The organism is Tenacibaculum sp. SZ-18 (genome assembly GCF_002813915.1).
In the GTDB taxonomy this organism is placed as follows: domain Bacteria; phylum Bacteroidota; class Bacteroidia; order Flavobacteriales; family Flavobacteriaceae; genus Polaribacter.
In genome coordinates, this window is sequence record NZ_CP019335.1 from 1895555 (window position 1) to 1918120 (window position 22566).

Consider the following 22566-nt stretch of genomic DNA (forward strand, 5'->3'; position numbering starts at 1 on the left):
AAACTCGATTAAAGTATTCCTTTTAAAAGGAATAAAGACAAATATCACCTTATAAGGTTATAATTTTAAAAATAACTTTTATAGGTTATAAAAAAAATATATATTTACCTAAAATCGATCTATCATGATTGCAGTAATTACTGGAGATATTATCAACTCAAGAAATGAACCAGCAAATAAATGGTTGTCAAATTTAAAAAAAATACTTGCTTCTGTAAACAGTACACCGAAATACTGGGAAATTTATAGAGGTGACAGCTTTCAATTACAAACAACTCCTGAAGCTGCTTTACTGATATGTATTAGAATTAAAGCCTCTATAAAACAAATTAATGGTTTAGACGTTAGATTAGCAATTGGAATTGGCGAGAAAAATTTTGATGCAGAAAGGATTACTGAATCTAACGGAGAAGTTTTTATCAATTCGGGTTATGCGTTTGATCATCTGCTGAAAAAACAAAGTATCGCAATTAAAAGTCCATGGAAAGCCATTGATGATGAATTTAATATTTCGATTCCGTTAGCATTACTAACTATGGATTATTGGACCGCAAATTCTGCTGAATTCGTAAGTGTTTCTATTGAAAACCCAGAATCAACTCAAAAAGATTTAGGAAACTTACTTAACATTTCACAAGCGGGAATCAGTAAACGAGGCAAACGCTCAGGATTTGAAGAAATCATTAAATTCGAACAACACTATAGACAAAAAATCGACGAAAAAATTAACCAACCATAATGCTTTTCATTCAATTACTATTAGCTCACATTTTAGGTGACTTTGTTTTTCAACCTACTTCATGGGTTAAAAACAAACTAAAATTTAAAATTAAATCATATAAACTTTATGCACATATTGGTGTTCATTCCGCGCTCCTATTAATTATTACTTTACTTCATCAAAATTTTTGGTTAGGCTTTGTTGTTATTGTTATATCGCATTATTTAATTGACTTAACTAAGTTATATCTGCATAAAAAAGTAAAAAGCAATATTTTATTTTTAGGAGATCAAATTCTACACTTATTCTTTTTAGCATTTGCCACTTACATTACAAAACCTTTTAAAGTTGATTTTTCAAAAATATTTACTGAACAAGTATTACTTCTCATCACTGCTGTTCTATTCATTGTATTTGTTGCTCCCATTTTAATTCAACTTATTGTAAAACAATGGGAACCTGAAAAAGACAAACTTGATCACAAGCAATCGTTAAAAGAAGCAGGAAAATATATAGGAATATTAGAACGTTTATTCGTTTTTATGTTTGTTATATTTGATAAATGGGAAGGCGTCGGTTTTTTACTAGCGGCAAAATCCATTTTTAGATTTGGTGATTTAACGACTGCAAAAGACAGAAAACTTACCGAATATATTCTGATAGGTACATTAATTAGTTTTGGATTAGCCATCCTAACAGGACTTATTTATAAAAAAGTAATTCAACTATTTTAACATGAAAAAATATAAAGCCCTTTTATTTCTTCTAATATCAATTACGTCATTCTCACAAGAACTAAATAAAGATTGTGAAGTAATTGAACAAAAAGTAATTGAATGGAGAAGAGATTTCCATCAAAACCCAGAACTTTCAAATAGAGAATTCGAAACAGCTAAAAAGATTGCGAAACATTTAAAATCTCTTGGTATTGAAACACAGGAAAATGTTGCTAAAACAGGTGTTGTTGGAATCTTGAAAGGAAAAAAAACAGGCAAAGTTTTAGCCTTAAGAGCAGATATTGATGCTTTACCTGTAATTGAAAGAAACGATTTATCGTTTAAATCTAATGTAAAGTCAACTTATTTAGGTAAAGAAGTTGGTGTTATGCATGCGTGTGGCCATGACACTCACATAGCAATTTTAATGGGAGTTGCAGAAGTTTTAACAAAAAACAAAGACAAAATAAATGGAACTGTAAAATTCATATTTCAACCTGCAGAAGAAGGTGCACCAGAAGGAGAAGAGGGAGGTGCGGAATTAATGGTAAAGGAAGGAGTTCTTAAAAACCCTGATGTGGATGCAATTTTTGGTTTACATATTTCTTCTGGGCAAGATGTAGGCACAATAACTTACAAACCTGGAGGAATCATGGCTGCTTCACAAACTTTCCGAATAAAAGTAAAAGGAAAACAATCGCACGGTTCCAGACCTTGGGCTAGTATTGATCCGATTATGATTTCAGCTAAAATTATTGATGCTTTACAAACTATTATCAGTAGAGAAGTTGATTTAACCAATGAAGGTGCTGTTATTACCGTAGGTAAAATAGACGCTGGAGTTCGAAGTAATATCATTCCTGAATCAGCAGAAATGATCGGTACGATTAGAACTCTAGATTATGGAATGCAAAAACAAATTAATGATCGAATGAAAGAAATGGTCCCTGCAATTGCGAAGTCATACAGAGCAGAAGCAACCATTGAAATTGAAAAAGGATATCCGATAACATACAATAATATTGAATTAACAAAACAAGTCCTTCCTACTCTTCAAAATGTTGCAGGTAAAGAAAATGTACATTTAATAAAAGCCATTACAGGAGCGGAGGACTTTTCATTCTTTCAAAAAGAAATACCAGGTTTTTACTTCTTTTTAGGAGGAAAAACTATCGGAAATAACAATCCATATCCTCATCATACCCCAGATTTTCAAATTGATGAAAGTGGAATGTTACTAGGTGTAAAAACAATGACACAATTAACTTTAGATTTTTTAAATAATTAATCCAATTGATTTGAATACATGGAAGATAAAATAATTGAAGGACTCGCTTTTGCCTTACCTGCTTTGGTTACAGGAGGTGTTGCTTACTTTATGTTTAGTGCTTTTTTACAAAGAGATGAAAACGAAAAAAAGTTTGAAGCACTTATTCAAAAGAAAAAGGAAAGCTTACCTTTAAAACTTCAGGCTTATGAACGATTACTTTTGTATTGCGAACGCATTAATCCTGCAAAATTATTAACAAGAGTTAACCCAATTGGTACCGATACTGATAGCTACGCACATTTACTTATTGCAAACATGGAACAAGAATTTGAACACAATTTAGTACAGCAAATATATGTTCATGAAGATGCGTGGACAGCTGTTCTTGGATCCAAATTATCTATTGTGAATAAAATCAGAACTACAGCAGAATCAAGTGAAAGCGCCAAAGATCTACGAGAAAATTTATTAATTGATTATTCACAAATTGAAAGTCCGACAGAAACTGCCATTGCAATTATAAAACAACAAGTTAAGAGACTTATATAAGCAAAAAGGTTACATCGAATGATGTAACCTTTTCTTTTGGAAAGATTCTAGACTTTCTCTTTGGTTTAAAATATCAATTATAAGCTATAACTGTAACCTTAATCCTACTCTGAAATTTCTTCCACGAGTAGTATACCCTAAAATATCGTCGTAATCTTCATTTAATAAGTTTGTAACAGATCCAAATACAGTTACTTTATCTTTGAAGAATGTATAATTTGCATTAAAATCTACTAATGAATAACTATCTAATGTAACCGTTTCAGTAGTAAATGTTGTTGAATTAAAGAAACTAGCAGGACGTTCTCCTACATTTCTATAAACAACTGAAACGAATGTATTCTTTAATGGCTTCACCTCTAAGTTACCAACAAACTTATGTGTAGGAATGTAATCGACATCTATATTCTTATCAGTATATGTATATCCTAAATTGATTCTTAACATGTCAATTGGCTTTGCATCTAACGACACTTCAACACCATTAACATCAATTGTTTCTGTTGAATTCTGATATACTCCAAAAGGTGCAGTTGTAATACTTTGGTACACAATGGCATCATCTTGTGTTCTATCAAAATAAACAGCCTCGAAAGTATACTTTTTATCAAAGTTTAATTCTAGCCCAGCTTCAATGGTTTTACTAGTTTCTGGATCTAAATCTACGTTTCCGTAAATTGAAAATAATTGAAATGTACTAGGAGCAATAAATGCAGAACTATAAGAAGCTAATGCCTTTAATGATAAATCTTTATCTCTTAAAATATTATAAGAAGTGTTTAAATCATAAACAAAATTACTTCCATATTCACTATGAATATTTAATCGACCTCCAACATTTATGTTTAATCCGTATTCAGAAGTATACACAAAAGATGCGTAAGGGTCTATAGTATTGAAATTAGCAACATCTTCACTAATATTACTAAATGGCGTAACTGTATTATTTGAATGCTCTTGATAATTTAAACCTGTAATAACTTGAAATAAATTATTGATGCTATATCTGTTTACTAAATCTATATTATAACTTTTCCCTTTGTACTCACTTTTATCTATTGTACTAGAGAATGAACTGAAAATATCGATATTTCTATTTGACTCGTTATAAGAAGCCAATAAATATACTTCTCCTGAATTGTATTTATAACTTGGCTTTACTCCTATTCTCAATTGCTCAGTTGTTCCAACATTTATTGCATCATCCGCGAAAGCACCTGCATCGAAATCATAATCGAACTCATCATAATTTAAAAATGCCTCAGTAGTAAATGAATCGCTAAAATTATATCCTAATTTTAAAACTCCATTTTTACTGTAATAATCATCACTTTCGAAAGCAGTATTTGTTTCATTTTTAGCCGCCGATAATCCTTCTACACTTCTTAAACCGAAAGAAGTTAAAAAGTTTAATTTACCAACAGTTCCATTAACGTTTACATTTTGTTGTAATTCAGAAAATATATCATTGGTAACATTTGCATCGTTATTTGTTCCAAAACTGGTTTCGAAACTTCCTTTAATTTTACTTTTTGATGATTTCTTTAATGTAATATTGACTACACCTGTTGCTGCTCCAGAACCATATAAAGTTGAAGAAGCTCCCTTTAAGATTTCTATACTTTCAATTTGATCTAACGATAACAAACGTAAATCGTACTCTTGACTAATTCCCGTAGGATCTGAAACTGGTACTCCATCAATTAATACTAAAACTTGACGACCTCTACCTCCACGAATATAAGTTGATCTAATTTCAGTTGCATTTGCATTTGCTCCTCTAATTTCGACACCAACAATATTATTTAAAAGATCTAATACAGTTTTACCCCGATTGTTTTTAATCTCTTCCTGAGTAATTTTTTGAATTACTTTGGCAGTGTTTTCTTTTTTAATTTTAAACTTCGTAGCGGTAACTACTACTTCATCCAACTCCTCGCTTTTTTCTGTTTCTTGTGCATGCGAGTTAACTTTCGTAAATAGGCACGCCAATGCGCCTAATACTACAAATTGTTTTTTCATTTTGTTAATTTGATTAAAAATGATTAACATCCCCTTTTCCCGAAGGCTTGTTATCAAAAAATTGTTGGCAGGTCTCCTGGCTCGCGTCTTGTAACTCACCTTCCCGCTTTTCGCAGTGGTAAAAAGTAATTAGTTACAAGCTTTATAGCTTACAGTTGCGGGTACAGCTTCGGTTTTTAACCGAATTCCCTTTTAATTTATCCCAATAAAAACTAGAATAAAACCAAAATCTAGAGCAAATGTATATCATAATTGTAAATTACTAGCTAATAAATCATGATAATTTGCGAATTTAACATTCAAATCTTCAGAAAGTGTATAGTGTTCTGGATGAATCATAGCTGCTAAACATTCAATTCCATCTACTAAAGTTCTTGCAGAAGATTGGGTAAACATAGCAAAATCGGCGATATAAACCTGTTTATTTTTAATAGCTCGTAAATTGTTCCAATTGGGTTTATCTATCAGAAATTGCATGTCTTCCATAGTTCGATTAATTCCATAACCACACGGAGCAATAATCAAAACTTCGGGATCATACTTTACTATTTTATCCCAAGAAATAACTATGCTATCTCCAGAAGGATGTGCTAATAAATCAATACCTCCTGCATATCCAATTTGATGAGGAATCCAATGACCGCAATTAAACAAAGGATTAATCCATTCAATCAGCAGGATATTTTTCGATTGAATTTTGTGCGCTCTTTGAACATCTACAATATCGGCAATTCTGTTCTTTAGTTTTGCAACGTAATTTATACCGATATTTTCCTGATTCATTGCTTTTGCCACAGTTAGTGCATTATCAAAAACATCTTCTAACGAATTTGGGGTTATTGAGATCAATTCAGGAACTTTTGGCAATTTATAAGCAGATCTCGCAACTGATTCTGTATCTATTTGACAAACATCACAAACATCTTGCGTAAAAATTAAATCTGGAGCTATAGACTCTAAAACTGGCTCGTCCACATAATATAAAGTCCCGCCTTCTGCCTTTGTCTTTGAAAAAATAGTGTTGATTTCTTCACTCATTAAATTTTGTCCTTCTAATTTATACTTCACCACCACTTCTTTTTCATTCAGAGCAATCTTAGGGCATTCAAAAGTTATTCCTTGTAAATGATCTTGTAATCCCATATCATATATCATTTGCGTTACCGCAGGCATAAAAGAAGATACTTTCATAAAATCAAATTTAACACTACAAAAATACGAGATCTAAAGTAAAATTTTCTTTTTGTAAAAAATCTTTCTAATCTTTGTTGTAAATAAATTTTTCTTTAAAATGATCTATTATATTACTGGTGGTGAACGTTCAGGTAAAAGTAATTATGCACAACAATTAGCTGAATCTCTATCAGATACACCTTACTATTTGGCAACTTCTAGAATTTGGGACGAAGATTTTAAAACAAGAGTTAAAAGACATGTTACGGATAGAGATGAACGTTGGACAACTATTGAAGAAGAGAAGCTGATTAGCCAGGTAATTCCTGATAATGGAACCGTTGTGATTGACTGTGTAACTCTATGGCTAACAAACTTTTTCATGGATACGAACAATAATATTGAAGAATGCCTTATTCAAGCAAAGAAAGAAATATCTCAATTATCTAAGTTAAATGCAACCATTATAATCATATCTAATGAAATAGGAATGGGATTACACGCTCAAACCGAATCTGGTAGAAAGTTTACTGAACTTCAAGGCTGGATAAATCAATTTATAGCTAAAACAGCTGATAAAGCAATTTTTATGGTCTCAGGATTGCCTTTAACTTTAAAATAAACCACTACATGATTCAACCTGTATCAACCGAATTAATTAAAGAACTCCAAGAAAAAATTGATTTCAAAACTAAACCAATTGGTTCTTTAGGAACTTTAGAAACTATTGCTAAACAAATTGGTTCTATCCAAAATACACTATCTCCATCACTATCAAAGCCAACAATTCTAGTTTTTGCTGGAGATCATGGAATTGTACAAGACCAACCTGTAAGTCCTTATCCACAAGAAGTGACTCAACAAATGATTTTCAACTTTTTACAAGGCGGCGCAGCCATTAATATTTTTTGTAATCAGAATAATATCGATTTGAAAATTGTTGATGCTGGTGTTAATGCTGATTTTGATGGACATACTGCACTGTTAAATTATAAAGTAGCAAAAGGTACTTTTAATTACAGTAAAAAACCTGCCATGACGAAATTACAGTTAGAAGAAGCGTTAAACAAAGGGAAAACCATTGTAACCGATTTATATAAAAATGGCTCTAACATTGTAGGTTTTGGTGAAATGGGAATTGGTAATACATCCTCTGCCTCCTTATTATTAAGTTATTTCACAAATACACCTATTGAGAATTGTGTTGGTAAAGGAACAGGATTGGATGATAAAGGAGTAAACAAAAAAGGAGAAATTCTTCGTAATGTTTACGATTTACATACTCCAAATATTAAATGTTCAGAGGATGCTTTACAACATTTTGGAGGATTTGAAATTGTAATGATGTGTGGTGCAATGCTTCAGGCTGCTTCATTAAATATGACTATTCTAGTGGACGGATTTATTGTGACTTCTGCTTTGTTAGCTGCTTATTATATTGATAAGAACATTCTTGATTACTGCATTTTTTCGCATACATCAGGCGAACAAGGACACAAAATAATGTTAGATCATTTAAAGGTTTCTCCATTATTAAATTTAGGAATGAGATTAGGTGAAGGTTCTGGTGTTGCAGTTGCATTTCCTATAATTCAATCTGCAATTGCATTTTTAAATAAAATGGCAACTTTTAAAAGCGCAAATGTTTCTGAAGCTAATTAATAAGTTTGTTACCTCATGAAAAGACAAGTACATTACTTTTTAACTGCTGTATTATTTTTCACTAGAATCCCTTGTCCTAAATGGGTAGACCATTCTTCTGAAATTTTGAATAAAAGTAGTCGATACTTTTCACTAGTTGGAATCTTAATAGGTTCAATTGCAGCTTTAATTTATTATTTATTTAGTTTTATTTTCTCAATTGAAATCTCTTTAAGTCTGAGTATGATATGTTCTATTTGGACAACAGGAGCATTTCATGAAGATGGTTTTGCCGATGTTTGTGACGGATTCGGAGGTGGTTGGACCAAAGAAAAGATTTTAACGATAATGAAAGATTCTCGTTTGGGTACTTTCGGAGTTATAGGTTTGATAAGTATTTTAGGGTTAAAATTTTTAAGCTTGCAAGAATTAGCATCTCAGAATTACATTCCATATATACTTATTGCTGGACATTCAATCAGCAGATTTGTAGCAACCATTTTACTTTACACGCATGAATATGTTAGAGATTTTGATAGTTCTAAGGTGAAACCGACCACAAAACAAATGAGTACAAAATCATTGATAATTTCTGGTTTTTTTGGTTTATTACCTCTTATTTTATTTCATGATTTGGCAGTGTTTTTATCTTTAATTCCACTAATGCTATGCTATGTTTACTTAGCTCGATTCTTTAAAAAATGGATTGGTGGTCAAACTGGTGACTGTGCTGGAGCCTTACAACAAGTTGCTGAAGTTGTTTTTTATCTTTCATTATTAGTAATATGGAAATTATTTTAGTCAGACATACCACACCAGCCATTGCTAAAGGAATTTGCTACGGACAAGCGGATATTGATGTGGAGAATACTTTTGAAGAAGAAGTTCAAGAAATATTAACTAATTTAAAGAGTTTTAATTTCGATGCCATTTTTTCAAGTCCATTACAGCGATGTAAAAAACTGGCAAAGCGAATTAATGATAAAATTATATTCGACCAAAGGCTAAAGGAATTAGATTTCGGAAATTGGGATCTGAAAAAATGGAATGATATTCCGGAAGAAGAATTAAATCCTTGGATGGAAAACTTTGTTGAGTTAGCTCCACCAAATGGGGAGTCGTACATCGATTTGCATAGAAGAACAACTAGTTTTTTAGACGAAATTTCTAATAAAAACTATAAAGAAGTATTATTAGTTACTCATGCCGGAGTTATAAGAAGTATGTGGTCATATGTTAATAATATTCCATTAAACAAATCATTTGATTTAAAACTTACATACGGAGAAACCCTATGTTTTAACTTATAAGAACGCAATTATGAATACAACATACATATTCAATATCTTATTTTGTCTTATTCTTTTTTACAGCTGTAAAAATAAAGCGCCAAAGGATAAAACTGAAGACAAAGAAGTTAATGTTAAATATGCCAATGGTTTTGATATTGTATATGAAAATGGTAATAAATATTTAATTCTGAAAAGGGTTTTCCAAAGTGGAACTCAAAGTTTCAAATACTTACTTACTGATGAAATTAATATTCAAAAAAATGCTATTAAAGTTCCTGTGGAAAAATTGGTTGTTACTAGTACAACTCACATTCCGATGGTAGAATTATTGGAGAAAGAAAATAACATCATTGGATTTCCAAATACAAAATATATTTCTTCAGAAAAAACAAGAACTTTAGTAGATTCTGGCGCAATTAAAGAGTTAGGTTCTGAACAAAATATGAATACTGAAGTTTTAATTGACCTAGAGCCTGAATTAGTAATCGGATTTGCTTTACATCCAAATGACAAGCTATATAATAACATCAAAAAATTAGGTATTCCGGTACTATTTAATGGAGATTGGCTAGAAGAAACTCCTTTAGGTAGAGCTGAATGGATAAAAGTTTTCGGTGTTTTATTAGATAAAGAGAAACAAGCAGATAGTATTTTCTCTGCTATTGAAAGAAATTATAATTCTATAAAAGCACTTGCACAAACTAATAATACCGCACCTAAAGTATTGTCTGGAAGTATGTATAAAGATACTTTTTATGTTCCTGCTGGTGAAAGCTTCATGGCAAAATATATGTCGGACGCAAACTTAGATTACATATGGAAAGACACCAAAGGAACAGGAAGTTTACAGTTAAATTTTGAAAGTGTTTTAGACAAAGCCCAAAAAGCTGACTTTTGGCTGGGTTGCGGCTTAAGTGAAACACGAAAGGAGCTAATGAATTCAAATAGACACTATAATAAATTTGATGCATTTACTAAACAAAAAATTTATACCGTAGCTTCTAAAAAAGGACCAACTGGAGGTTTGATATATTTCGAACTCGCTCCAACACGACCCGATTTAGTTCTTAAAGATATGATTAAGATCACTAGTCCTGAGTTGTTACCCGATTATGAGTTTACATTTTTTGAACTGTTAAAATAATTTAACTCTAAAATTAATATGTGTTTGACAATGAATAAGCATATTCTTACATTTTAATCAAATCAGTTTCATCATAATTATTATTTAGAGATAACTGTTTTATAAGAAATTAAAAATTTAGCTGAAGTATAAGGTTATTATCCCAAATAAGACCTAATACAAACTTTTCACCATACTCCATTTGATTATGATTATGATTATGATTATGAAAACATGGCTGACTTTCTTGAAAATACGAAAGCAGAAAGTTTACCTACTTTTAGTTTTTTTAGAACCCTAATAGGGATTAGAAATTCGAGTTATTCTCTTTGCACATGCCTTTGATATTAGTGCATCAGGAGCAAATTATTTTATGTCGAATTTTTTGAATTACAATCATATGATTTGTTAACTAATGTCAAAATTATCAAATTAATGAGTATCGAGGAGCTTATAATCATTAACCAATTCTTTGAAGATCAAAAGTTCCTTGGAAATATACGCCAGATTGAACTCCAACTCAATAAGAATTCTAAGGCAATTTTCAATTTGATAGATTTGGTGTACAAGTTCCTTCAATTTTAATTAATCCTCATGTAGAAAAATCAATCGTTTTTAGAACCAAATGAGACATTTCTTATAATCACACATTTGTACTTGTAAATATTCTAAACCTATTTAATATTTCAAATTCTTAATATAATTTAGGAAGTAGGACTTTTCAAGCTCCTGCCTTTGAAAAGGTATTTGAAGGAAACCAGTTTTGAACAGACACTCCAAAAATACAGCTAATTTAAAATACCATATTTGATAACTCTTTGTATAAGAATGTATGAGTTAATAAAATCCTGTTACGAATGACAATGAATATTATTCTTAGAACCTTAGAAGAAAAGGGATTACTAACTACTAATATTAGAAAGTTAAACACAATAAAGCTTAACAAATGTTTTATTCTTGTTGAGCTTAGTATTTATTATTTTTAATTTTGAAAAAATTAAGACAATATAATTTCCATACTTAATTATTCTTCTTTAATAACTCAGGAAACTTAAGCTTAAATCTATTTAATCTCGGAATAGAAACATTTCTAACATATGGGTTATTTGGATTTAAGCGCTCATAATTTTGATGATAAGCTTCAGCTTTGTAAAACTTTTTAAACTTGGTTACTTCGGTAGCAATTTTACCATCATATACTTTGGCATTTAAAAGTTTTATATAGTTATTAATAATCTTTTTTTCGTTTGAATTCTGATAAAAAGCAATTGAACGATATTGAGAACCATAATCTGGATGTTGACCATTTACTGTTGTTGGATCATGAGAACCAAAAAACACTTCTACCAATGTATTAAAACTTACTCTATTAGGATTGTAATAAACAGCAACAGTCTCAGCATGTCCGGTTGTACCCGTTCCTATTTTTCTATAAGTTGGATTTGTTGTATGACCCCCAGCGTAACCAGAAACTGCCTCGTTCACTCCTTCTACACTTTCAAAAATTGCTTCAACACACCAAAAACACCCACTAGCAAAATATGCCACTTCTTGATTCTTTTGTGCATTAATAAGAGTTGATAAGCCTATAAAAATAATTACTAAAAATTTCTTCATTATGATTTGTTTTGAACTTTGTCGTAACACCTATACTTTTCTTTCGTTAATATAAAGAAAAAAGCTATTCGAGCCATTCGAATAGCTTTTAAGATTAAAAACTAACAAAATTCAACATAGATGACTATTGAATATTTTTATCTCCAACATTTGGATTATATACGTAATTGAAGGTGTAATATCTTGCATTTTCAGCCTTAGAAGGATCATTGTCTTTATAATAGCTAATGATTTCCATTTTAGCATAGTTTCCATCAACAGTTCTTACAACAATAACTTTTCCAGCTAAAGGACTAATTAAATGTGTTGGTGGTCCTGCATAGTTGTACCATCCATTATCGCTACCTGTTGGTAAAGAATAACTTCCTGATGCATCCTGAGAATAAGAAGCTGCGTCCGCTGGTGCTACAACAATATCTCCAAATGTTCCTGTCATGACTGTTAAAGATGCGTTCCCAGATCTTTCTGGTTCATCAGTTAATCCTCCGATTTTTGTTCCTCCATTTACTAAAATAGTTGTTCCTCTAAAAGCAATATCCCAACTACTATCTGTAACTACTTCTCCCGTTTTAAAACTAAAACCTGTGAAAGTTCCTGAAGTTACTGGTGGGCTTTGAGTATAATCTGTTGTTTGTAATGCTGGTAAATTAGTAACTGATTTTGATTCTACCGGCAATACATTTGATCCATCATCATTGTCATCACTACATGAAGTGAAAACAAAACCTGTAATCATTAAAGCTGCTATTAATTTTAAGCGATTCATATGTTTATTATTAAATATTAAATTGAATTCTAGTGTAAAAAGTTCTTCCTAAGCGTAATGCTGCATCTAGATTTTGAAAATTATCTAAATTCTCCGTACCTGTGCTATCGAAAAGGTTATCTACTCCTAACTGTAAGCTCATCGTATTGAAAAAATATTTTTGTACTGCAACACTAACAAGGGCGTTACTTGCAATGAAATCATCAAATACATCTATTACATCCCCACTATTATTTGTATCAAAAAGTGCATATTTACTTCGATACAAAACACGAATATTTGCAGATAAATTATGATTGAAGTTTTCGTAGAATAATTTTGCATTTGCAACATGCCTCGATCTATTAACCAAACCAAAATAGTCGCTAAGAGTTAATTTTTCTGAAGGAGAAGTTGGAGTTCTTCGAAAAAACACCTCTCCATTATTAATTCTATCAATCTCTTCTTTATCACCTGAATCCAAATATTGGTAACCCGCTGAGAATCTAATATTATTATTTATTTTATACGTAATATCTAACTCAACACCTTGCGTAAAAACTCGATCTCTATTCTCATACGAAAAAACCGATGTATTTGGTAAATCTGGAAAATTTCTTGAAACAACAAACGTATTTATTAAGTCCTTAATATCATTTCTGAATAAATTGATTTCTAACTTTAAGCCTGATATTGGCTTTAATTGAAAACCTAAATTGTATCCTATCGAACTTTCAGGTTTCAGTTTTTTATCTAATAAAGCTACTTCTGGTCTATCACCATATAGTTCATGTAGAACTTGAGTTCCTAATACAATATAACCTCCTGCTGTATTTCTAAAATTGAAAAATAATTGTCTAAAATCTGGCACTTTATAACCAAACCCTATCGAGGCCCTTGTTGTGATCCAATCATTTATTTTATAATTTGCAGATAACTTAGGACTGAAAGCTGATTCGAATTTATTAAAAGCATCAAATCTTAATCCTGCAATTACATTAATTTTATCTCCTATTTTGGTATCATATTGACCGAATACATAATAGGCATTAAACTGCTCTTTACCTTCAAAAAATGTTCTATCTAAGGCATCAAAATTCCCACCTACACCCGCAATTAAAGTCCCTTTGTCTAAATTAAATTCAGTTTTAACTTCTGGTCTATATAATGTCTGGTCGAAACTAGATGACTCCCCATTAAATATACTTTCAGTTTTAAATCTTGTACCATAAAGCAAATAACTTATAGTAAAAGAATCGTTTATTTTGTGCAACGTTCTCAATGAAACTCCATAATCAAATCGATTTGCGTCATTGTTATCGTTGAAAATTTTTTCCGCAAAATATCTACCATCAATTGTGGTATTTAGTTTATCATTAAACTTATAAGTAAGTCTCAAATTTCCTGTACCATTTTGATATGCTTGTGCAGTATATAAATTATCTCCTGGAGATAAATCATAGGCTCCACCTGAATTCAAATTCAAACCTGCATCAATACCTAGCTTTTTGTTTCCATACGTAACATTAGCATTTAAATCCAGCTCATCCCTTGCTTCAATTCTAGACATATAACTAACAGAACCATTGGTACTGCCGTCTTCGGGTTCTTCCGTAATAATATTTATAACTCCACCAAGTGCTTCTGATCCATATAATGAGGATGATGGTCCCTTAACAATTTCAATTTGTTTAATATTATTAATTGTTAATCTATTTAAATCAATATTTCCTGAAGTTCTACCGATTAATGGTAATCCGTTAACTAAAATTAATGTATAATCTGCATCAACACCTTGCATCTGTACTCCTTCGGAATTACCAAAATCAGAAACCATTACCAATCCTGTTTGTTCTAGAATAATATCTCTTAATCTTGTTGCTCCTGTTTGTAAGATTTGTTTTTTGCTTATTAAGGTCACAGGCATTGGAAGCGAAGACAATTGTCTTTTTGTTCTTGTTGCAGTTACAATGACTTCATCTAAGTCATCATGTATACTGTCTGTTTTCTTTTGAAAATCTTGTGAGAATGACATAACTCCATAAAACAAACATGACATTCTCAAAAACTTATTTAGAAGCATTCTTAATAATTTTGACGCAAATATATATATTATTTTTAATCAATCTAAATAAATATACTATTTTTGTACTATCAAAATTTAAATACATAGTGTGATGAAAAAACTAATAGCAATTCTTACGATAACATTATTCGGTATTTCAAATGGAATAGCACAGAAAAACAAAAAGCACAAAGACATTGACGCAATTAAAGCAATGAGTGGTTGCTATAAAGTAGCGTTCAATTTTAGTGAAACATTCAATTATTCTAATGATAGTTTATACAAACCATCTAACGTAAAACATGATAAAGCGTTGGAATGGGTTGAACTTGTAACAGATAAAAACAATGAAATCCAACTACAACATATATTAATCGTTGGACCCAAAACCAGACCTCATATAGTAAAACACTGGCGTCAAGACTGGATATTCGAGAATCAAGATATGTTTATGTTCCAAAAAGGAAATCATTGGAAATACATGAAGTTAACTAAGGAAAATGTTGAAGGACAATGGACACAAAAGGTGTATCAAGTTGATGATAGTCCGAGATACGAAGGAACTGCAACATGGGTGCATGTTGACGGGAAAAGTTACTGGGAAAATGGTACAGATGCTCCGTTAGCAAGACGCGAACATACAAAACGATCAGATTATAATGTTATGCATAGAAGAAATCGCCATGAAATAACAACTGAAGGATGGATTCATGAGCAAGATAATGATAAAATAGTAAGAGATGATAACAAGGAGGATTTCGTTTTAGCACAGGAAAAAGGATTTAACTCATACACAAGAGTTCAGAATGATCAGTGTGAAGCAGCTCAAAAATGGTGGAAAAAGAATAAATCATTATGGAAAAAAATACGTAATAAATGGGATAAGGTATTCGATATGAAAAAAGATATTGTACTTCAGCCTAAAGTGAATAATAAAAAATTATTCTCCCATTTATTTGTGCTTAAAGCAGATGCATCTAAGAAAGAAGTTAATACTATAATTGACCAATTTCTGAATTAATGTCCATATTTTGTGTTGTTTTAAATCTCACTTTTAATTATTTAGAAGTGGGATTTTTTATTGTTCACAACTTTGTTTGTCAATACTAGCTGCGTTTGCTACTTTTGCTTTAGTATTTATTAATTTTAATGGAACATTTTATAGTATCTGCACGTAAGTATCGACCTCAAAATTTTGAGGATGTTGTTGGGCAACAAGCCATAACAAATACGCTTGAGAATGCTATAAAAAATAATCATCTAGCACAAGCTTTATTGTTTACAGGACCTCGTGGTGTTGGTAAAACATCTTGTGCGCGTATTTTGGCCAAACGTATTAATCAGGAAAGTTCAGATAATACAGATGAAGACTTTGCCTTTAATATCTTTGAGTTAGATGCTGCCTCTAATAATTCTGTTGATGATATTAGAAACTTAACAGATCAAGTGAGAATTCCTCCTCAAACAGGTAAATACAAAGTATATATTATTGACGAGGTTCATATGCTATCTCAAGCAGCTTTCAATGCCTTCTTAAAAACATTAGAAGAACCACCTGCGCATGCAATTTTCATCTTAGCAACTACAGAAAAACACAAAATTATTCCAACGATTTTATCTCGTTGTCAAATTTTTGATTTCAAAAGAATTGGTGTTTTAGATGCTAAAAGTTATCTGAAAGTTATTTGTGAACGTGAGCACATTACTGCTGAGGATGATGCTTTACACATTATTGCGCAAAAAGCTGACGGAGCAATGCGTGATGCTTTATCTATTTTTGATAGAGTCGTTAGTTTTTCGGGAAATAACTTAACGCGTGAAGCTGTTACTCACAACTTAAATGTACTAGATTATGAAGTGTATTTTAACATGACTGATCTTTTACTTGAGAATAAAATTCCTGAAGCTTTAATGGCTTACAATGATATTTTATCAAAAGGTTTTGAAGGACAACATTTCATAAGTGGTTTGGCTTCTCATTTCAGAGATTTATTAGTAGCGAAAGATAATGCCACTATATCTTTATTAGAAGTTGGTGATGCGATAAAGAAGAAATATTTAGAGCAAGCTACAAAAGCAGCTATGTCCTTTTTATTACCAGCAATTGACAAAGCAAATGATTGTGATTTAAAATATAAATCAAGTAAAAATCAACGTTTACTTGTCGAACTTTCCCTAATGCAAATAGCCTCTATCAATTTTGATGGAGAAAAAAAAAAAGGTAGCAACTACATAATTCCTGCTACGTTTTTCTCAGCATTATCACCAACAGTTAAGAAAATTGAAAAAGTTGCATCAGCGGCTAAAGTCCAAACTAAAACCACAGCGGTACCTAAACAGGCACCTATTGCTGAAGAACCAAAGAAACCTTCAATTAAAAATATTAAAAGAAGAACTTCTGCCCTTTCATTAAAAAGTTTGACTGAAAAAAGAGTTGTAAAAGTAGTCACTGATGAAGAAGAGAACTTTGACAATCATCCAAGAACTGCTTTTAATGAAGAACAACTAACTGAAGCTTGGAAAAAATATTATTTTAAACTTCAAGAACTTGGAGAAAAAAATATGGCCTCTATTTTATTAGCTGGACAACCAAAACTTGGTCAAAATTTTGAAATTATTGTTACTTTACCTAACAAGTTGATGAAAAGTCAACTAGGAAAAGGAAGACCAGCATTACTGAAATTTCTACGAGAAAAGTTAAATAATTACGGAATAACTATTAATATTGTCGTTAGTGAAACCGTTGAGAAGAAGTTTGCCTACACTCCACACGAAAAATATCAAAAATTAAAAGAGAAGAATCCTCTTTTAGAAAAATTAAAAAACACTTTCGGATTAGATATTTAAGCTACCGACAACGATCTTTTTCTTTTCAGCCAAGGTGAAACTCCACCGATTTCAAGAGCTTCATAAAAATTATCTTTTTTAATGATACCTTTTACTTCATTGGAAGTATCAACCTTTATAAAACCATATAAAATAAGTTTAAGAACAGATTCCTTTACCTCATCAAAAGTAATTTCAACATTATAACTATTCTTTACAATATCATTTATAAGATTATCGATATTACTAAATTCTTTCCCTGTCGCTAAAGTTTTGAATACTAATTCTTCCATAATTTACACATTTATAAAGCAAAGCTAATTCACTCGCTTCATTTAAAAAATGGAATAACTGTATGGAAAAATGTGGATTTCCGTAAGTTAAATTAAGCTACTTTTTCGCCCACATAAACAATTACATCATTTTCTTTAATGTCTTGTTCTTTTACTTCAGCTAAAATTTTAAATTGGGTGTTTGATTTCAGGAATAATGGTATAGCGTTATCTTTCTGATTGATAACTTGTACCTTTCCTTTAAAGTCTTCAGAAGATTTGACAGTCAACTCATTAATTTGAGGATAATCCCTAATAGTTTCTGTAAGATTAATGAAATCATCATTCTCGGTAAATAAAGTATCTGAATTTTCCGGCTTTCTTGAAGTAACTTCTCGAGAAGTTGCCAACCTGTAGGCACCCATTTCCCCAAACACACCAGAAAAACGCTCAATTGCATATTTATTAATCACATCACTACCCGTCATTGCAATTAAATATCCAACATCACTTAATTCCACATTACTATCCAAATTATCATTATAGATATCAATATTAAAAGCTTCGATTCCCATTTCCTTGGCATCGTTTACATAATCTTTATTACTATCTAATAAAATAACTCTTCTATTATTATCTATAAGGAATTTAGCTATTAATCTTGCCGATCTTGAAGCTCCGACAAAAACAATTGCTTCAGATTTTTTAAGGAAAACTCCAATCATTTTAGCAACCATTCTAGCAGTTGTAGCATTTAATAAAACCGTTCCTAAAACCATTGTAAACACCAATGGAGTTATATAGTTTGCTCCTTCGACACCTAATTTCATTAACTTGGTTCCAAATAAAGAAGCGATTCCTGCGGCAACAATACCTCTTGGTCCTACCCAACTGATAAATAATTTCTCATTTAATTTAAGTGTAGATTTATGCGTACTTAAAAAGACACCTAAAGGACGCACTACAAAAACTACGAGCGCAAAAAGCAAAACTGTTTTCCAATTATAAATTAGGATTAATTGTTCCATATCCATATTTGCTGCAAGCAAAATGAATAAAATGGAAATTAATAAAACCGTAAGAGATTCCTTGAAATATAATAACTCATCAAAGCTTTTTAATTTACTATTTGCTATTACCATTCCCATTACAACAACTGCTAATAAACCTGATTCATGTGCTAAAAGATCCGATAAGACAAAAACTAATAACACCATTGATAAGGAAACCACGTTCAGTAAATAATGTGGTACAAACTTTCTATTAATAAAAAAAATTAAGGCCTTCGCAAAAATAAATCCTAATGAAGTACCAAAAAGGATAATTTTAAAGAATTCAATTAAAGCTGTTTGTGTAAAACCACTTTCTCCTCCAACACTTATAAACTCAAATACCAATACAGCTACTAGAGCTCCAATTGGATCAATTAAGATTCCTTCCCATTTAAGAACAGCAGCAACATCCTTTTTTAATGGAATATTTCTCAAAATTGGAGAAATAACTGTTGGACCTGTCACAATAATCAAGGCCGAAAATAACAAAGATAATTCCCAACCGAGATTAAATATATAATGAGCAAAAATACCTGCTAAGAAAAACGTAACAACAGAACCTAAAGTTACAAGCTTAGTAATCACAGGACCTACATTATTAATTTCACTCTTTTTTAATGTCAATCCTCCTTCAAAAAGTATAATACTTATGGCTAGTGAAACAAAATAGAACAAACCTTCACCTGGAAACAATCCTTTTTCACCATTCCAAATTGGCTCTATCCATTTACTTCCATTATCGCTAAAAAATTCAGCTGCTACAGGCCCAACCAATAATCCAATTAAGATTAAAGGCAAAATAGCGGGAATTTTCAATTTCCATGCTACCCATTGCGCTAAAATTCCTAAAATAATTATACCTGCTAATTCTACCATTTTTTGAAATTAATAACTGTAAATGTAGAACTTTTATTCTAAATAAAAATTAAATATTTGCTCTGTCTATTGAATAATTAACATTCTTTTAAACTCATTACCTCTATCATCGATAACGGTAATAGTATGCTCACCAATGCTCGGTTTTACTGGTAATTCATGATAATCAATTGTCTCTTTAATAAACTCATTATCTAAATACCAATAAATCTTCGCATCAGGGTTTGTGTGCGTTAATTTTAATATAACTGGATTTAATTCTCCATCGTTTCCTTTTGTTAATGAAAGTTTCGTTCTGTACTTTACTGGAAAAATAAAATCGATCACTTTTTTATTAGCTTCCTTGCAACCCGATAAATAATCTGGCAATTTAATATAATCTGGATTCTTTTGTTTGTAAAAATAAGCAACCAACGGTGGTAATGTAAACCAATTCTTCGTCTTCATTTCATTAGTAGGATAACAATTTGAGTTAACTCTATAACTTTCTGTGGCATCTAATTTTAATTCATAATGATAAGGGCATGACTTTGCTCTTACTCCATTTTTAGATACTCTTTTAAGAACCTTTTCGCAACTTGGTAAAGCCAAAAATCCACTTTTAGCACAAACATACTCTTCAATTAAATCTTCATAAGGTTCAAAAAACCAATTAGCTCTAGGTAAGATATCAAAAACTTTAAACATCAACGGTGCCGCACTTCCAACACCTGTAACATCCGGTCTTCCTTCTCCATCTGAATTTCCAACCCAAACTCCGACTACATATTTTGATGTTGTGCCAATTGCCCAAGCATCCTTATTACCAAAACTAGTTCCTGTTTTCCAAGCAATTTTTTGCGATGAATCATAGTATTTCCAGGCTTGATCGGATATAGGTCTGTTTACTTCTGTCAACGTATTTAATGTTAAATATGCCGAACCTGCATCTATTTGCTGTGGCTCAGAAACAACTTTACCGAAATCAATCTTATCATTTAATAAATAACTTGGTTCTTGAAATTCACTTGTATAATAATTATGCTTTAAATATTCGTAATGATTTACTGTTCCAGCATATCCAGCAAAAACTTTACATAAATCCCATAAACTTGCCTCTCCTCCACCTAGAACGACAGACAAACCGTAATAGTCCGCAGATTTATCTATATGTCTGATTTTATAATCTTTTAAATCTTCGATAAACTTTTGAAGTCCATACTTGCGTAACATTCTTACTGCAGGAATATTCAAAGACCTTGTTAAAGCTTCGTTTACTGGTACTGCACCGTCGTATCTTAAATCAAAATTTTTAGGAATATACCCTGCTATATCTGTCGGAATATCTTCTACTAATTGTGTTGGTAGTAAATCTCCCGATTGCAACATATGTGCATATAAAAATGGTTTTAATGTACTTCCTGTACTTCTAGGTGAAATAATATTATTTACATCTTTTTGGTGCTTTGCATCTGTTGGTGAATTTCCAATATATGCAACAACTTTCCTTGTCTCTACATCTAAAACTAAAACAGCTAAATTATGTACTTCATTCTGCTTCATCAATCTATAATGCTGTTTAGCTAGATTGTTTACTTGAGATTGTTTAAAATTATCTAACGAGCTTACCACTCTTTTTCCTTCATGTGTTTTCTTTACCTCCTGTAAAAAGTGTCGTGCATTTGTAGGAAGAGGAAAAGGTCTCTGAGGCAATTCTTCTTCAATAGATAGCACATAAGTTAAACTATCAATAATTTCTTCTGAATATAATTTTTTAAGTAGTTTGTTTCTTTTGTTTAGTAAACGAACTTGATTTTTCCCAGGATAAATTAAAGAAGGAGCATTTGGTAAAACAGCTAAAGTTGCACTTTCCGCCCACGACAATTGTTCTGGACGTAATCCATAATAACGCCAAGCTGCCATTTCCAATCCAACAACATTTCCTCCAAAAGGTGCATGAGAACTATATAGCTTTAATATTTTGTCTTTAGAATATTTAAACTCCAAACGAGTTGATAAAATTAATTCTTTAAGTTTTTCAAAATAGGTTCTCTTTTGATTCTTCCTAGACAATCTAATTACTTGTTGTGTAATCGTACTTCCTCCTCTAACAATTTTTTTAGCCCTTCTATTTTCGAAAACAGCTTTTATAATTGAAACTGGGTTAAAACCAAAATGTTTATAAAAGTATGCATCTTCAAATTGTAAAACACAGTGCCTAAATTTTTCTGGAACAGAATCTAATTCAGGAAAACGCCACTGACCATCATTAGCAATGGTTGCACCTAACAGATCATTATTTTTTGAAAGTAATACCGTAGATGTTGGATCGTCAAATAGTTTATTGGGCAGAGAAAAGAAATAAATTAGAAGTAATATTACGAGTATTGTAATTTTTCTCCAGCGTTTAAGTATATAAATTCTTAATCTACTCATCAATTTTCTATTTTCATAAATTTTGAATAAAGCTACTAACAATTTAAAAAACAACCAATCGGTAAGTCTTTAATCTGATGGCTCTAAAAATAATAAAAAACAAACCCTAAATGCAACCTTGTTGAATTAAACTTCGTTTGTTATAAATTCAGACTTAAGTATTTAAAATTAAACAATTAATTATCAATATG

Annotated in this window: 19 protein-coding genes and 1 riboswitch; of the genes, 11 read left to right on the forward strand and 8 right to left on the reverse strand. The window is 31.1% G+C overall.

Annotation, left to right across the window (positions count from 1 at the left end):
• Positions 1 to 124 precede the first annotated feature (124 nt).
• From BTO06_RS08585 to BTO06_RS08600, 4 genes are read left to right on the forward strand one after another with little or no spacing between them, the layout of a single operon-like run.
• Complete coding sequence (locus BTO06_RS08585; protein WP_100924907.1) at positions 125 to 739, forward strand: SatD family protein; 615 nt, start codon at positions 125 to 127, stop codon at positions 737 to 739.
• The gene (locus tag BTO06_RS08590) at positions 739 to 1455 is read left to right on the forward strand and encodes a DUF3307 domain-containing protein (protein ID WP_198517148.1); all 717 of its coding nucleotides are present in this window, start codon (positions 739 to 741) and stop codon (positions 1453 to 1455) included. Before BTO06_RS08585 ends, BTO06_RS08590 begins: the two co-directional genes overlap by 1 nt.
• A gap of 1 nt (position 1456) precedes the next feature.
• Complete coding sequence (locus tag BTO06_RS08595) at positions 1457 to 2725, forward strand: amidohydrolase (protein WP_100924909.1); 1269 nt, start codon at positions 1457 to 1459, stop codon at positions 2723 to 2725.
• A gap of 18 nt (positions 2726 to 2743) precedes the next feature.
• The gene (locus BTO06_RS08600; protein ID WP_100924910.1) at positions 2744 to 3256 is read left to right on the forward strand and encodes a DUF7935 family protein; all 513 of its coding nucleotides are present in this window, start codon (positions 2744 to 2746) and stop codon (positions 3254 to 3256) included.
• Positions 3257 to 3340: 84 nt separating this feature from the next.
• Here BTO06_RS08600 and BTO06_RS08605 read toward each other — a convergent pair whose 3' ends face one another.
• Together BTO06_RS08605 and BTO06_RS08610 are read right to left on the reverse strand one after the other, a co-directional pair.
• A complete protein-coding gene (locus BTO06_RS08605) occupies positions 3341 to 5278 on the reverse strand; it encodes a TonB-dependent receptor plug domain-containing protein (protein ID WP_198517149.1) in 1938 nt (645 codons plus the stop codon).
• A 49-nt stretch (positions 5279 to 5327) separates the two neighbouring features.
• Positions 5328 to 5521: riboswitch (cobalamin riboswitch) on the reverse strand.
• Positions 5522 to 5524: 3 nt separating this feature from the next.
• Positions 5525 to 6469, reverse strand: a complete 945-nt coding sequence (locus tag BTO06_RS08610) for an ABC transporter substrate-binding protein (protein ID WP_100924912.1) — start codon at positions 6467 to 6469, stop codon at positions 5525 to 5527.
• A 100-nt stretch (positions 6470 to 6569) separates the two neighbouring features.
• On the opposite strand from BTO06_RS08610, the gene BTO06_RS08615 reads away from it, so the two are divergent.
• The 5 genes from BTO06_RS08615 to BTO06_RS08635 are packed head-to-tail and all read left to right on the forward strand — an operon-like array spanning position 6570 to position 10528.
• Positions 6570 to 7073 (forward strand): bifunctional adenosylcobinamide kinase/adenosylcobinamide-phosphate guanylyltransferase, encoded by a 504-nt coding sequence (locus BTO06_RS08615; protein WP_100924913.1) that lies wholly within the window; start codon positions 6570 to 6572, stop codon positions 7071 to 7073.
• A gap of 8 nt (positions 7074 to 7081) precedes the next feature.
• Complete coding sequence (cobT, locus tag BTO06_RS08620; protein WP_100924914.1) at positions 7082 to 8113, forward strand: nicotinate-nucleotide--dimethylbenzimidazole phosphoribosyltransferase; 1032 nt, start codon at positions 7082 to 7084, stop codon at positions 8111 to 8113.
• 15 nt (positions 8114 to 8128) lie between these two features.
• Complete coding sequence (locus BTO06_RS08625; RefSeq protein WP_100924915.1) at positions 8129 to 8893, forward strand: adenosylcobinamide-GDP ribazoletransferase; 765 nt, start codon at positions 8129 to 8131, stop codon at positions 8891 to 8893.
• Positions 8878 to 9402: an alpha-ribazole phosphatase gene (gene cobC, locus BTO06_RS08630; protein ID WP_100924916.1), complete on the forward strand. Its 525-nt coding sequence runs from the start codon at positions 8878 to 8880 to the stop codon at positions 9400 to 9402. Before BTO06_RS08625 ends, cobC begins: the two co-directional genes overlap by 16 nt.
• Positions 9403 to 9412: 10 nt before the next feature.
• Positions 9413 to 10528 (forward strand): ABC transporter substrate-binding protein, encoded by a 1116-nt coding sequence (locus BTO06_RS08635; RefSeq protein WP_100924917.1) that lies wholly within the window; start codon positions 9413 to 9415, stop codon positions 10526 to 10528.
• A gap of 999 nt (positions 10529 to 11527) precedes the next feature.
• On the opposite strand, the gene msrA is transcribed toward BTO06_RS08635, so the two are convergent.
• The 3 genes from msrA to BTO06_RS08650 form a co-directional block, all read right to left on the reverse strand.
• Positions 11528 to 12124: a peptide-methionine (S)-S-oxide reductase MsrA gene (msrA, locus tag BTO06_RS08640; protein WP_100926757.1), complete on the reverse strand. Its 597-nt coding sequence runs from the start codon at positions 12122 to 12124 to the stop codon at positions 11528 to 11530.
• Between the two features lie 124 nt (positions 12125 to 12248).
• Entirely contained in the window at positions 12249 to 12890 is a 642-nt protein-coding gene (locus BTO06_RS08645) for an HmuY family protein (protein WP_100924918.1), read from the reverse strand.
• A 10-nt stretch (positions 12891 to 12900) separates the two neighbouring features.
• Positions 12901 to 14952: a TonB-dependent receptor plug domain-containing protein gene (locus BTO06_RS08650; RefSeq protein WP_100924919.1), complete on the reverse strand. Its 2052-nt coding sequence runs from the start codon at positions 14950 to 14952 to the stop codon at positions 12901 to 12903.
• A 94-nt stretch (positions 14953 to 15046) separates the two neighbouring features.
• On the opposite strand from BTO06_RS08650, the gene BTO06_RS08655 reads away from it, so the two are divergent.
• Positions 15047 to 15955, forward strand: coding sequence for a DUF6607 family protein (locus BTO06_RS08655; RefSeq protein WP_100924920.1), 909 nt, complete (start codon positions 15047 to 15049; stop codon positions 15953 to 15955).
• A 128-nt stretch (positions 15956 to 16083) separates the two neighbouring features.
• Positions 16084 to 17781, forward strand: a complete 1698-nt coding sequence (gene dnaX / locus BTO06_RS08660; protein ID WP_100924921.1) for a DNA polymerase III subunit gamma/tau — start codon at positions 16084 to 16086, stop codon at positions 17779 to 17781.
• Here dnaX and BTO06_RS08665 read toward each other — a convergent pair.
• From BTO06_RS08665 to pbpC, 3 genes are all read right to left on the reverse strand, one after another.
• Positions 17778 to 18053: a hypothetical protein gene (locus BTO06_RS08665; protein ID WP_100924922.1), complete on the reverse strand. Its 276-nt coding sequence runs from the start codon at positions 18051 to 18053 to the stop codon at positions 17778 to 17780. The two genes, dnaX and BTO06_RS08665, sit on opposite strands and share 4 nt — an antisense overlap.
• 92 nt (positions 18054 to 18145) lie before the next feature.
• The gene (locus BTO06_RS08670; RefSeq protein WP_100924923.1) at positions 18146 to 19960 is read right to left on the reverse strand and encodes a cation:proton antiporter; all 1815 of its coding nucleotides are present in this window, start codon (positions 19958 to 19960) and stop codon (positions 18146 to 18148) included.
• Between the two features lie 66 nt (positions 19961 to 20026).
• On the reverse strand, positions 20027 to 22375 hold the full coding sequence (gene pbpC, locus BTO06_RS08675; RefSeq protein ID WP_100926758.1) for a penicillin-binding protein 1C: 2349 nt from the start codon (positions 22373 to 22375) through the stop codon (positions 20027 to 20029).
• Between the last annotated feature and the right edge of the window lie 191 nt (positions 22376 to 22566).